10 protein-coding genes and 1 pseudogene are annotated in these 11,785 nt (G+C 74.7%); 5 read left to right on the top strand and 6 right to left on the bottom strand.

Annotation, left to right across the window (positions count from 1 at the left end):
* Positions 1 to 58 precede the first annotated feature (58 nt).
* A pseudogene (locus ACWG52_RS27945) lies at positions 59 to 789 on the bottom strand (class I SAM-dependent methyltransferase).
* 82 nt (positions 790 to 871) lie between these two features.
* On the opposite strand from ACWG52_RS27945, the gene ACWG52_RS27940 reads away from it, so the two are divergent.
* Both ACWG52_RS27940 and ACWG52_RS27935 read left to right on the top strand, forming a co-directional pair.
* A complete protein-coding gene (locus ACWG52_RS27940) occupies positions 872 to 1,804 on the top strand; it encodes a pseudouridine-5'-phosphate glycosidase (protein WP_390167966.1) in 933 nt (310 codons plus the stop codon).
* A complete protein-coding gene (locus ACWG52_RS27935; RefSeq protein WP_453126272.1) occupies positions 1,801 to 2,700 on the top strand; it encodes a carbohydrate kinase family protein in 900 nt (299 codons plus the stop codon). Before ACWG52_RS27940 ends, ACWG52_RS27935 begins: the two co-directional genes overlap by 4 nt.
* A 53-nt stretch (positions 2,701 to 2,753) precedes the next feature.
* On the opposite strand, the gene ACWG52_RS27930 is transcribed toward ACWG52_RS27935, so the two are convergent.
* The gene (locus tag ACWG52_RS27930; RefSeq protein ID WP_453126270.1) at positions 2,754 to 3,410 is read right to left on the bottom strand and encodes a uridine kinase; all 657 of its coding nucleotides are present in this window, start codon (positions 3,408 to 3,410) and stop codon (positions 2,754 to 2,756) included.
* A 93-nt stretch (positions 3,411 to 3,503) separates the two neighbouring features.
* Here ACWG52_RS27930 and ACWG52_RS27925 point away from each other — a divergent pair, with 93 nt between their 5' ends.
* Complete coding sequence (locus ACWG52_RS27925; RefSeq protein WP_389808791.1) at positions 3,504 to 4,958, top strand: WGR domain-containing protein; 1,455 nt, start codon at positions 3,504 to 3,506, stop codon at positions 4,956 to 4,958.
* Positions 4,959 to 5,018: 60 nt separating this feature from the next.
* On the opposite strand, the gene ACWG52_RS27920 is transcribed toward ACWG52_RS27925, so the two are convergent.
* Positions 5,019 to 5,423 carry a cupin domain-containing protein gene (locus ACWG52_RS27920; protein WP_453126268.1) on the bottom strand — a complete coding sequence of 135 codons (405 nt, stop codon included), beginning with the start codon at positions 5,421 to 5,423 and terminating at the stop codon, positions 5,019 to 5,021.
* A gap of 106 nt (positions 5,424 to 5,529) precedes the next feature.
* Between ACWG52_RS27920 and ACWG52_RS27915 the strand changes: the two genes are divergently transcribed.
* Positions 5,530 to 6,222 carry a DUF2293 domain-containing protein gene (locus tag ACWG52_RS27915; protein WP_389808785.1) on the top strand — a complete coding sequence of 231 codons (693 nt, stop codon included), beginning with the start codon at positions 5,530 to 5,532 and terminating at the stop codon, positions 6,220 to 6,222.
* A gap of 5 nt (positions 6,223 to 6,227) precedes the next feature.
* Here the strand turns inward: ACWG52_RS27915 and ACWG52_RS27910 are convergent, their stop codons facing one another.
* A complete protein-coding gene (locus tag ACWG52_RS27910; protein WP_389808782.1) occupies positions 6,228 to 6,935 on the bottom strand; it encodes a chaplin in 708 nt (235 codons plus the stop codon).
* Between the two features lie 128 nt (positions 6,936 to 7,063).
* On the opposite strand from ACWG52_RS27910, the gene ACWG52_RS27905 reads away from it, so the two are divergent.
* Positions 7,064 to 7,612 carry a hypothetical protein gene (locus ACWG52_RS27905; protein ID WP_375941038.1) on the top strand — a complete coding sequence of 183 codons (549 nt, stop codon included), beginning with the start codon at positions 7,064 to 7,066 and terminating at the stop codon, positions 7,610 to 7,612.
* On the opposite strand, the gene ACWG52_RS27900 is transcribed toward ACWG52_RS27905, so the two are convergent.
* Positions 7,593 to 8,798: an SWIM zinc finger family protein gene (locus tag ACWG52_RS27900; RefSeq protein WP_389808779.1), complete on the bottom strand. Its 1,206-nt coding sequence runs from the start codon at positions 8,796 to 8,798 to the stop codon at positions 7,593 to 7,595. The two genes, ACWG52_RS27905 and ACWG52_RS27900, sit on opposite strands and share 20 nt — an antisense overlap.
* Positions 8,795 to 11,683: a DEAD/DEAH box helicase gene (locus ACWG52_RS27895; RefSeq protein WP_390167970.1), complete on the bottom strand. Its 2,889-nt coding sequence runs from the start codon at positions 11,681 to 11,683 to the stop codon at positions 8,795 to 8,797. Before ACWG52_RS27895 ends, ACWG52_RS27900 begins: the two co-directional genes overlap by 4 nt.
* Positions 11,684 to 11,785 lie beyond the last annotated feature (102 nt).

Raw genomic sequence — 11,785 nt, 5'->3', positions numbered from 1 at the left:
TGCGGCCCGCCCCCGCGGCGCGGTGGCCACAGCGTCCAGGAACGGCCCGGCCGACGAGTCACCCTGTCCAGCGCCCCGGGCTCCGGGCGGCGAGCACCGGCTGGTGGAAGCCCGTCTCCGCCGGTGGATGCCAGAGCGGGTCGGCGAACCCGGCCCGCCGGGCCTACGCGGCCGTCTCCTCCTCCGGCAGCGCCCAGTACGTCGCGCTCGACACCCGGGGCGTCCAGCCTGCGCCGTCCGGCAGCAACTGGAAGAGCTCCAGGTCGTACCGCTCCCCGTCGGCATGCCGGGGCGTCGCTCCGCGGCCGGGCCAGGCGCAGCCCCCGTACGGGCGGGTGGAGAGCAGCAGCAGTCCGCCGGGGCGCAGCACCCGCCGGGTTTCGGCCAGGGCCGTGGTCACGTCCTGTGCGGTCAGCAGGTGGGGCAGGGCGTTGTGGGCGCAGACCACGGCGTCGAAGGAGGCGTCGGCGAAGGGCAGGGCCCGCATGTCGGCGACGGCGACGGGCAGGGTGAGCGAGCGCCGGCCGGCCTCGCGGGCGGCGCGGGCCACGGAGGCGGGGCTGAGGTCGGTCCCGGTGACCCGGTGACCCGGTGGCCCAGCGCCGCGAGGCCCAGTGACCGGGTCCCGATGCCGCAGGCGTTGTCGAGCACCGTGTGCGGGCCGGGGCCCAGGGCGGCGGTGAGCAGGGTGTCGAGGGCCCGGCCCTGGCGGGTGGCGCTCGCGTTCCAGTCCGCGTGGACGAGGTCGTACCGGTCGGCCGGCGCGTCGTAGAAGCCACGCGTGTCCATGGGGGAACGCTACTCGGACAGGTTGGGACGGGTGTGCCGGGGGAGAGTTTGGGGGCGCCGATCCCGTGCCATGGATGGGGACATGTCACAGCACAGAGCATCTGAGATCCCGGTCCTGTCGGCGGAGGTACGCGAGGCGCTCACCCGGGGAAGGCCCGTGGTGGCCCTGGAGTCGACGATCATCGCGCACGGTCTGCCCCGCCCCCGCAACCTGGAGGTGGGCCTCGAACTGGAGGCCCTGGTCCGTGCGGAGGGCGCGGTTCCGGCGACGATCGCGGTCGTGGACGGGGTGGCGTACGCGGGACTGGACAAGGAGCGGCTGGAGCGGATCGCGGGCGGCGAGGGCGTGCGCAAGCTCGGTCACCGGGATCTGGCGCCCGCGCTGGCGACGGGCGCGACCGGGGCGACGACGGTGTCCGCGACGGCCTTCCTGGCGGCCCGGGCGGGCCTACGGGTCTTCGCCACGGGCGGGCTGGGCGGCGTGCACCGGGAGTGGACGCAGACGCAGGACGAATCGGCGGACCTGTCGCTGCTGGCGCGGACCCGGATCACCGTGGTGTGCGCGGGTGTGAAGTCGATCCTGGACGTGCCGGGCACGCTGCAACGGCTGGAGACGCTCGGGGTGGGGGTGCTCGGCTACGGGACGGACCGCTTCCCCGGGTTCTACCTGGCCGACTCGGGCGAGCCGGTGGACTGGACGGTGCACGAGCCCGAGGAGGTGGCGGCGGTGATGGCCGCTCAGGACGCGCTGGGCGGCGCCGACTCGGCGCTGTTGGTGGCCAATCCGGTGGCGCGGGAGGAGCAGCTGGATCCGGAGCTGCACGACCGGGTGCTGGCGGAGGCGCTCGGCGAGTGCCGCGAGCGCGGGATCACGGGGCAGGCGGTGACCCCGTTCCTGCTGGGGTTCCTGGTACGGGCGACGAACGGGGCCTCGCTGGAGGCGAACCTGGCGGCGGTACGCGGCAACGTGCGGCTCGGGGCCCGGATCGCGGGGGCCTGGGCGGCGCGGGCATGACCGGGCCGGGGGCGTTGCTCGTCGTCGGGGACGTGGTGACGGACGTGGTGGCCATACATCCGGAGCCGCTGGCTCCGGCCACCGACACGGCGGCCCGCATCCGGACCCTGCCGGGCGGGGCCGGGGCCAACGCGGCCTGCTGGGCGGCCCGTACGGGGACCGCGGAGGTACGCCTCCTGGCGAGGGTGGGGGCCGAGTCGGCGCGCTGGCACGAGCGGGCGCTCGTGGACGCGGGGGTGCGGCCGCGGTTGGTCATCGACGCACGGGAGCCGACCGGGACGGTGGTCGCGCTGGTCGGCAAGGACGCGGAGCGGACGTTCCTGACCGACAGCGGGGCATCGCTGCGGTTGTGCCCCGCCGATTGGACCCCCTCCCTGCTGGACGGGGCGGCCCATCTGCACCTGTCCGGTTATCTGTTCTTCGCCGACAGCAGCCGGGAGCTGGCCGTGGTCGCGTTGCGGGCGGCCCGGACGCGGGGGGTGTCGGTGAGCGTGGACCCCGCCTCGGCGGGATTCCTGGTCGGGCTCGGGCCGCAGCGCTTCATGGAGGCCGTGACGGGGGTGGACGTGCTGCTGCCGAACGAGGACGAGGCCCGGCTGCTGTCCGGGCTGCCGGAGCCGACGGGGGTGGCCCGGGCGGCAGCGGAGCTCAGCCGGCGGGTGCCGCTGGTGGTGGTGACCCGGGGCGCGGCGGGGGCGCTGATCGCCGAACGCGGCCGGATCACCGCCGAGGTCGAGGCGGAGCCGGCCCTGGCGGTGGATTCCACGGGTGCCGGGGACGCCTTCACCGGGGGCTTCCTCGCGGCCCGGCTGGAGGGCGCGGAACCGACGGAGGCCGCCCGCGCCGGGTGCCGGGCCGCGGCCCTGGCGGTGACCCGGCAGGGCGGTCGGCCGTAGCGGTCGTGGCGGTCGTGGCGGTGTCGGGGTGCCGATGAGGCCGTTCCGGCCCGTCAGCGGCTCCGGACGCCGGTCCAGGCGGGGTGGCGGGGGTCGTCGGCCCGGACCACGGCGTCGGCGGTCGACGCCGGGTCGGTGTCGGCCTCGTAGCGCGCGAAGGCGGGCAGCGTCCAGCGCGCGGACTCCTCGGTGCGTCGGGCGAGCGCGCCCGCGGAGAGCCGGACGTGCACGCTCAGGTCGAAGGGGAACCACCGGCCCAGCAGCAACGGGCCGTGCACGAGCAGCACGCCGCCGGGCGGGAGTTCGACGTACGGACTACGGGTCGCCCGGTCGGTCACCGGATCCCAGAGGTCCGGCAGCACCCGACCGGTGCCGCCGGGGTCGGTCGGGCCGAAGACCTCCCGCCAGAGTGCGGCTGTGTCGTACCAGCCGTCGAGGTAGGAGTCCACGTCCTGCCGGCCGAACTCGAAACGGAGGGAGGCCGGCCGCAGGAATCCGTCGGCCGGCACCACCAGGGACGGGCGTCCGCGCAGCCGCAGCGATTCGGCCAGTTCACCTGCGAGGACAGCGGTGTCGGCGGCGGGGGCGCCGTCGATGCCCACCCGCTGCCAACCGCCCCGCTCGTGCGCGTCGTCGGGGGTGTCGAGTTTGTCGAGGTGACCGGCGAGCCGCTCGGCCATCCGCTGCCATGTGATCGCTTCCCACTGCACCGGCCCATTGTCAGTGGTGGGCCGTAGCGTTTTTCACGAGGGATCACCGGCCGAAAGGGAGCCGGCGGCGCTGCCTTTGGGGAGAGGTTTGTCATGGCTCGGGAGACGACGTATCTGGAGCTGTCGCAGGACGACGGCGCGGCGCACAAGTTCTACGAGGTGACCGTCGACGGCACGGCCGTGTCCGTGCGGTACGGGCGCATCGGCGCGGACGGCCAGCTGCAGACCTCCGCGTTCCCGAGCGCCGAGAAGGCCCGGGCGGCCGCCGCGAAGAAGATCGGGGAGAAGGTCCGCAAGGGGTACGCCCCGGCGGTGCGGGGGCAGCGCGCCGCCCGGTCGGTCACCCGCCGCCAGGTGACCTCGGCGCCCTCGACGGCGCGTGCGGTGGCTCCGGTGCTGTGGCGGTTCCGGACCGGTTCGTCGGCCTTCGGCATCCACGTGGACGAGGACCGCTGCTGGGTCGGCAACCAGGCGGGCGATGTCTACACGCTGAGCCACGGCGGCGAGGTGCTGGCCCGCTATTCGCTGCCGGACGGGGTGAAGTGCCTGGTCGCGGACGAGTTCTGGATATACGCGGGCTGTGACGACGGCACGGTGTACGACCTGTCGTCGAAGGTGCCGTTCGGCGCCTACGCGATCGCCGCGGACGTGGACATCTACTGGCTCGACATCCACGAGGGCGTGCTGAACGTCTCCGACGCGAACGGCGGCCTGACCGTCATCGACCACGAGGACGAGCACCAGTGGTCACGGAAGTCCGGCGGCCACGGCGCCTGGATGGTCCGGGCGGACGAGCGGGCGGTCTTCCACGGGCACAGCGGCGGTGTGACGGCGTACGCGGCCGACGGCACCGGGCAGTTGTGGCACACCAAGACCCCCGGCGGGGTGCTGTTCGGCTGGCAGGAGGACCACGCGGTGTACGCGGGGACGGCCCGCAACACCGTGCAGCGGCTCTCGAAGGCGACGGGGGCGGTGGAGGCCTCCTACGCGTGCGACGCGGCGGTGTACTCGTGCGCGACCTCGCCCGACGGGCGGCACGTCTTCGCGGGTGACTCCTCCTCCTCGGTCTACTGCTTCGACGCCGACGGCCGACGCCTGTGGAAGTTGGGGACGGGCGGCGGGTCGGCGCTGTCCATGCAGTACCTGGACGAGCGGCTGTACCTCGTGACCACCGACGGGTCGCTGGTCTGTGTGGACGCGACCGAGCAGGCGATCGCGGCGGCCCAGCAGGGCTCGGTGCCCGCGCCGATGGACGTGAAGTCGGCGGCGGCGCTCCCGGTGTTCACACCGGCCGCGTCGGCCTCGGCGGTGGCGACGGTCTCGATGGCGGCGGTGACGGCGGACCCGGCGGCCGGCGTGGTGGTGGAGTGTGTCCAGCAGGGCGGCCGCATGCGGGTGCAGGTGGTGTCGGGCGGCTTCGAGCCCACGTGGAACGTGCAGTTCCCGCGCGGGATCCGGGAGGTCGGCGCCCGGTACGTGGTGGACGGGCTGCACGCGGCCTCGGGCGGCTTCTACCGGGTCCGCGGGGAGATACGCCGACTGGTGTGAGCGCCCGCCGGATGCGGGGCGGCGGGGGCCGGGGCGGGCCGGGCGCGGGGGTGGGCGGGTTCAGTGCGCGTGTTGTCCGCAGACCGCGCGCGTGATGCCGGCCGGAGCCGGCGTGGGTATCGCGAAGGGCGTCCCGGCCGGGAGCGCGGGGGTCACGTGGAGCACGACCGGCTCGGTGCCGAGGTTGTGGCCCAGGTGGATGTGTCCTATGCCCGCGGGTTCCACGAAGCTGGTCCCGGCCGTGTGCACCTCGACGGTGCGGTCGTGCAGGACCCGGGTGAGCGTCCCCGCCACGACCACCGCGTCCAGCCTGACCCGGTGGAAGTGCCAGCCGGTGCAACCGCCCGGCGGTATGACTATCTCCCGGCCAGTCGGGAGCATGGCGACGCACGCCCCGCCCGACCATTCCGTCATCGTCTGCCGCCCACCCATGTGCCCCTCCTCGGCGGACCCCCTACGGTCCACCGCCCCACGGTAAAAGGGCCGCGGGGCATCCAGGAACACTCGACGAAACATCAACATGCCTTCTTCACCAGGTGATATGAGGGTCATACAGCGGTATCACACCTCTATGAGCCTGGTGGTTTTCGAATCGCTGAAGCAGATCCACTGCGCCGACTGCCGGCAGGGCCCGCTGCGGCACCTCGTCCGCGAGTCCGGTGTGCCCCGCTGCCTGGACTGTACGGATCTCGGCCATCTCGTCTATCTCCCGCGGGGGGACACGGCGCTCACCCGCCGTTCCCGCGAGGCCAGTTCGCTGTGCGCCGTCGTCGTGCGCTTCAACAAGCGCCGGCACCGCTACGAACGCCTGGGCCTCCTCGTCGAGGAGGCCGCCCTGGCCGGCGCGGAGCGGGCCTGCCTCGCGGACTCGGAGGCGCGGGCACGCCGCCGGGAGCGCGACCGGCGGCGGCGTGCGGCCGAGGACACCCGGTTCACGGCGGCCTTCGCCGCCGAGATCGTGCGGCTGTTCCCCGGATGTCCGGCCGACCGGGCCGTGGCGATCGCCACCCACGCCTCGGTGCGCGGCAGCGGCCGGGTGGGCCGGACCGCGGCCGGTCGGGCCCTCGACGAACTGGCGGTCTCCGTCGCGGTCCGGGCGGCGGTGCGGCACACCGACACCGAGTACGACGCCCTGCTGATGGCCGGGATCCCGCGGTTCGCGGCCCGCGCCCGGCTGGCCCCGCGGATCGACGCCATCCTGGACGGGTGGCGCACCCTGCCTCCGGGGCACGCGTCCGCGCCCGCCCCGGATCCGTCTGCCTGATCCGCTCAGTTGAGGCGGAAGCGACGGTAGAGGAGCACCCCGCCGAGGAGGAGCGCGCCGCCACTGGGCAGCAGATAGCCGATGCCGTCCGACCCGGTGTGGGCGAGCGCCTCGATGTGCCGCGGCGGGGCGGGCGGTGCCGGGCGCGGGGCCGGCGGCACGGACACGGGTGCGGGCGGGGTCACCGGCTCTTCGACGACGGGCGGCTGGACGGGCTTGCCGCCCGTGGGCTCCTCACCGTTGACGGACGTGTTGCCGACCGAGGGGTTGCCGATGCCGACCACGTTCACGGAGTTGCCGCTGATGTTCAGCGGGAGGTCGACGGGGAGCTGGATCCCGTTGCCGGACAGCACTCCCGGAGAATCCTTTCCCCGTCCCTCGGCGACGGCCCCGCCACTGTTCCCGGCTACGGGTTTCGAGGAGTGGGTGGTTCCCGAGGTCGCATGTCCGCCGCCACCGCCCGGTGACGCGTTGCTACAGCGGTTCCCGGCGGCCGGGTTGAGCACGCCGACCACGCTCACGGTGTTCCCGCACGCGTTCACGGGGATGTTCACCGGCAGTTGTACGAGGTTCCCGGACAGCAGTCCCGGCGAGCGCTCGGCCCGGCCGCTCGCGTCCGCATCGGCGTGGGCCAGACCGCCCACACCCGCGACCGCCAGTCCGCCGCCCGCAACCATCGCCGCGATCAAGCCGTTCCGACGACTGTGACGCATCAGTTTCCCTGCCTTCCGGAGAAGTTCGCGGGGTAATGTCCCCACACCGGAAACAACGCTCCGACCCCATTCGGGTTATAGGGACGGTAGGCATTTCACTCAATCGTGTACTGGGTACTGGGTACTTCATGACCGATCGCCCGCTGCTCCTTCTCGACGTGGACGGCCCCCTCAACCCGTTCCGCTCCGCCCTGGCCGGATTGCGCGGATACCGGAGCCACCGGATGTGGCCCGACGTCTGGCTCTCCTACCGCGATCCGGAGTCCCGCAAGGCCCGGCGCGGCGCCCGCGTACGCCTTCATCCCTCCCACGGAGCCCGGCTGCTGGCCCTGCCCTTCGAGCTCACCTGGGCCACCGCCTGGACGCACCAGGCCAACACGATGATCTCCCCGCACATCGGGTTGCCGGGTGACCTCACCGTCGTCGAGTGGCCCGAGCTCTTCGCCGACGACCCCGACGGCCTCTCCTGGAAGACCCGCCACCTCCGCGACTGGGCGGCCGGCCGTCCCTTCGCCTGGGTCGACGACATGATCACCCCGCGCGACCGGGCCTGGGTCGCCGAGCACCATCCGGGCCCGGCCCTCCTGTTGCGGATCCACCCGCGTCACGGTCTGCGCGACCGCGACTTCGCCACCCTGACCCGTTGGGCGGAGGGCATCAGCCCAGCAGAGCGCTGACCGGGTCCGGGGATGGGCGGCCCACGGGCCACCAGTCCTGGTCACCGTGGCGGTCCTCGTAGCAGTACCAGAGGCCCTCGCGGCCGAGGCGGAGCTGGCGCGCGCGGATCGTGAGGCGGTTGCGGTCGGGGCGGAAGGAGCCCTGGCCCGCGGCGAGCAGGGCCGGGCGAGCCCGGTCGAAGGGGCCCGCCGGCGGATCCCAGGGTTCTTCGAGGGCGTCGAGGGCCGGGCGCCCGCCCTGGCGCCAGGCCGCGGCGGCCCGGGCGAGATCGGTGGTAGTGCGGCCGGTGGCGCGGGCCAGCTCCCGGTACAGGGTGCGGGCCGCGCCGGTCAGCCCCGCCGTGGGGTGCGCGGACGCCAGCCGGACGGCGTCCTGCCACACGGTGAGCCCGGCGATCGGGTCCTCGCCGGTGGTGAGGAGGTCCAGGGCTCGGGCGGCCGCGTCGGAGGCGAGCTGGTCGAGGGCCAGCGGGTCCGGCGCCGCCGGGTCGGCCGGGTAGGCGGGCGGAAGGCCCACGGCGGCGGGCACGGGGAGCGGCGCGGGCAGGAGCGGCAGGCCGGTGCGGGCGAGTGCCGCGCGGGCCGGAACGCCGGGGAAGTCGGGCGCCGCGTCCGGCTGTTCGCGCGCGGCGTGGGCGGCGTTGCGGCGGGTGAGTTCGTCGAGCAGTTCCCGCTCGCCGCGACCGCGCAGGAGCAGCAGGACGAAGGGGTCCTCGTCCAGGAGGCGGGCCGCCCGGTAGCAGAGGGCCGCCGCGTGCTTGCACGGCGGACGCCCGAAGTCCGGGCAGGAGCAGTGCGGGACCAGCTCGCCCGCGCCGGGCAGGACGGCTCCCGCGAGCGACTGCGGGACCTCCCGTTCCAGCAGGGCGGCGAGCGCCGCGGGGTCGGCCGCGACCGTCTCCAGCAGCTCGTCCCACTCGGGGTCGGCGAAGGCGGGCAGGGTCAGCTCGGTGCGGTACGGGCGGGGCCTGCTGCCCCGGACGTACGCCACGATCCGGCCGGGGGTGACGGTGACCGCGCTGACGCGTCCCCCGTCCGCGTACGTACGCCCCCGGGCCAGGCGGGCCGCGTCGTGCGCGACCTCCTCCAACGCCGACACCCAGGCCCGGCCCCACCAGCTGACCGCCTCGGCCCCGGCGGGCACGGTCTCGAAGGTGCGGCGGCGGTCGTCCCGCGCGGTGATCATCCGGGCCTCCGCAGGGAGACGAGGTCGGCCAGCTCGCGGTCGGTCAGCTCGGTCAGCGCCGACTCCCCGGAGCCCAGGACGGCGTCCGCCAGGGCCCGCTTCGCCTCCAGCATCTCGGCGATCCGGTCCTCGACGGTGCCTTCGGCGATGATCCGGTGGACCTGGACGGGCTGGGTCTGGCCGATGCGGTAGGCGCGGTCGGTGGCCTGTTCCTCGACGGCCGGGTTCCACCAGCGGTCGAAGTGGACGACATGGCCGGCCCGGGTGAGGTTCAGCCCGGTGCCCGCGGCCTTCAGGGACAGCAGGAAGACCGGGACCTCGCCCGCCTGGAACCGGTCGACGAGCTCCTCGCGGCGCGGCACCGGCGTCCCCCCGTGCAGCAGCTGCGAGGCGATCCCGCGGGCCTGCAGGTGCCGTTCGATCAGGCGGGCCATCGTCACGTACTGGGTGAAGACCAGCACCGAACCGCCCTCCGCCAGGATCGTGTCCAGCAGCTCGTCCAGCAGGGCGAGTTTGCCCGAGCGGTGCGGGATCCGGGGCTGCTCCTCCTTCAGGTACTGCGCGGGGTGGTTGCAGATCTGCTTGAGCGAGGCCAGCAACTTCATGATCATGCCGCGCCGTTCCATGCCCTCGCTCGACTCGATCACGGCCATCGCCTCGTCCACCGCCGCCCGGTAGAGCGAGGCCTGCTCCCGGGTGAGGGAGACCGGATGGTCGGTCTCCGTCTTCGGCGGCAGCTCGGGCGCGATGCCGGGGTCGGACTTCTTGCGGCGCAGCAGGAACGGCCGGACGAGCGCGGACAGTCGGGCGACCGCCGCTTCGTTGCCCCCGTCCTCCTCCGTCTGGTGCTCCACCGGGCGGGCGTGGCGGGCCCGGAAGGCGGTGAGCGGGCCCAGCAGCCCGGGCGTGGTCCAGTCGAGCAGCGCCCACAGCTCGGAGAGGTTGTTCTCCACCGGGGTGCCGGTCAGTGCCACCCGGGCCGGCGCCGGCACCGTGCGCAGCGCCTTCGCGGTCGCCGAATGCGGGTTCTTGACGTGCTGCGCCTCATCGGCGACGACCATGCCCCAGCTCTGTTCGGCGAGCAGGGCGGCGCTGGCGCGCATCGTCCCGTACGTGGTGAGGACGAACCCGCCCGCGCAGGACGTCAGGTCCTCGGTGCTGCGGCCGTTGCCGTGGAAGCGGCGCACGGGCGTGCCGGGGGCGAACTTCTCGATCTCCCGCTGCCAGTTGCCGAGGAGGGACGCGGGGCACACCACGAGGGTGGGCTCCGGCCGGTCCCGGTGCAGGTGCAGCGCGATCAGCGTGACGGTCTTGCCGAGGCCCATGTCGTCGGCGAGGCAGCCACCGAGACCGAGCGAGGTCATCAGGTCCAGCCAGGCCAGGCCGCGCGCCTGGTAGTCGCGCAGGGTGGCCTTGAGGGCGGGGGGCTGCGGCAGCGGGTCCTGCTCCCGCGTCAGCCGGTCCCGCAGGGCGGCCAGCGCGCCCACCGGCACCGCCTCCACCGTCGTCCCGTCGATGTCGGCGGTCCCCGTCAGTACGGTGGCCAGCGCGTCGACCGGGTCCAGGACACCCAGCTCCCGCTTGCGCGCCTTGCGCACCAGTTCCGGGTCGACCCGCACCCACCGGTCGCGCAGCCGGACGACCGGCCGGTGCGCCTCGGCCAGCGCGTCCATCTCCCCCGGGGTGAGCCGGTCGCCGCCCAGCGCCAGCTCCCACGAGAAGGCGAAGAGGTGCTCGGCGTCGAAGAAGGCCGTCCCGTCGGTCGCCGAACCGGGCGCGGTGGACCGGACGACGGCGGTCGCCGACAGCGTACGAGCCAGCTCGCGCGGCCAGTGGACCAGGACCCCGGCGGCGGCCAGTCGGGTCGCGGCCACGCCCAGCAGGTCCTCCAGCTCCGGGTCGGACAGGGCCAGGGCATCGGGCACGGGCTGGTCCAGCAGGCGCAGCAGCGGGGGCCAGACCCGAGCGGCCCGGCGCAGCGCGAGCACGGCGTCGATCCTGGCGCGCGGGCCGAACCCGGCCGCCGCCGTGCCCGCCCACAGCTGCCCGGCATCGGTGACCAGGGTCGGGTCGGCGAGGCTGTGCACCTGCACGACGGCGGCCCCGGCCCGCCGGACGTCCTCCTCCTCGGCCTCTTCGAAGAGCCGGAAGGCGGACAGGTCCAGCCGGAGCGAGATCCCCACGCCGGTGTCGGAGCCGGCCGCGACCTGGGCGGCCCAGTCCTGTATCCCGGGGACCAGCTGCGGCTCCCGCGCCGCGAACGGTCGGCCGGCTGCCACGGCCGCGGCCGGGGTGCGGGGCAGGCCGTCGGCGACGGCGTCGAGGAAGGCGCGGACCAGTGCCTCCGGTTCCGGCAGTTGGAGCGGGCGGCGCCCGGCGAGCGGCGTCGCGTACCCCTCGTGCGGCAGCGCGGCGGCGACCGCGCGGAGGTGGTCGACGTCGGCGGCGTCGAGCGGCCCGGCCCGCCAGGCGTCGACGCCTTCGGGGGTGAGTCCGGGGAGGAGCCGGCCACGGGCGGCGAGGGTGAGCGCCTGCCGGGCGGCGGTTCCCCAGGCGCGGGTGGCGGGATGCGAGGCGGGGCTGTGGGGCGCCCGCGCGAGCAGGGGCAGGGCGGAGGCGACGGAGAAGGTCACGGCGGGCACGGTCCGGCTGCGGACCCCGTCGCCGTGCGGACGTACGACGGTGAGCGGCACCGGCGTACCCACCTCGGGCAAGGCGTCCCCGTCGGGCGCCCAGAAGGCGACCCGCCCCTCGCGGGGGACCCCGGCGGGCAGGAAGACGGCGGCGTGCCGCAGCAGCGCGGTGGGCTGCGACGGCGACGGGCGCTGCGGCCGCGGCGCTGCCTGGGCCTGCGCGGGGGCCTGCGCGTGGTCCTGCTGTGTCATGGCGTGTCCCCCTCCCCGTCCCCCCGTCGATGGCCCGGCGAATCCGCCGGTCCCCTCTGCCGACGAGTCTAGGCGCCACCACCGACAACGGCCTCTGACCTG

The sequence above is a fragment of the Streptomyces sp. CLCI03 genome (assembly GCF_053615355.1).
This window is presented reverse-complemented; position numbering and strand designations above follow the sequence as displayed.

Excerpts from the sequence above, each read along its gene's own strand:
- ACWG52_RS27905 (WP_375941038.1), top strand. The coding sequence starts at position 7,064 with ATGACCGATCGCCCGCTGCTCCTTCTCGACGTGGACGGCCCCCTCAAC.
- ACWG52_RS27900 (WP_389808779.1), bottom strand. The coding sequence starts at position 8,798 with ATGATCACCGCGCGGGACGACCGCCGCCGCACCTTCGAGACCGTGCCC.
- ACWG52_RS27910 (WP_389808782.1), bottom strand. The coding sequence starts at position 6,935 with ATGCGTCACAGTCGTCGGAACGGCTTGATCGCGGCGATGGTTGCGGGC.
- ACWG52_RS27940 (WP_390167966.1), top strand. The coding sequence starts at position 872 with ATGTCACAGCACAGAGCATCTGAGATCCCGGTCCTGTCGGCGGAGGTA.
- ACWG52_RS27925 (WP_389808791.1), top strand. The coding sequence starts at position 3,504 with ATGGCTCGGGAGACGACGTATCTGGAGCTGTCGCAGGACGACGGCGCG.
- ACWG52_RS27935 (WP_453126272.1), top strand. The coding sequence starts at position 1,801 with ATGACCGGGCCGGGGGCGTTGCTCGTCGTCGGGGACGTGGTGACGGAC.
- ACWG52_RS27915 (WP_389808785.1), top strand. The coding sequence starts at position 5,530 with ATGAGCCTGGTGGTTTTCGAATCGCTGAAGCAGATCCACTGCGCCGAC.
- ACWG52_RS27895 (WP_390167970.1), bottom strand. The coding sequence starts at position 11,683 with ATGACACAGCAGGACCACGCGCAGGCCCCCGCGCAGGCCCAGGCAGCG.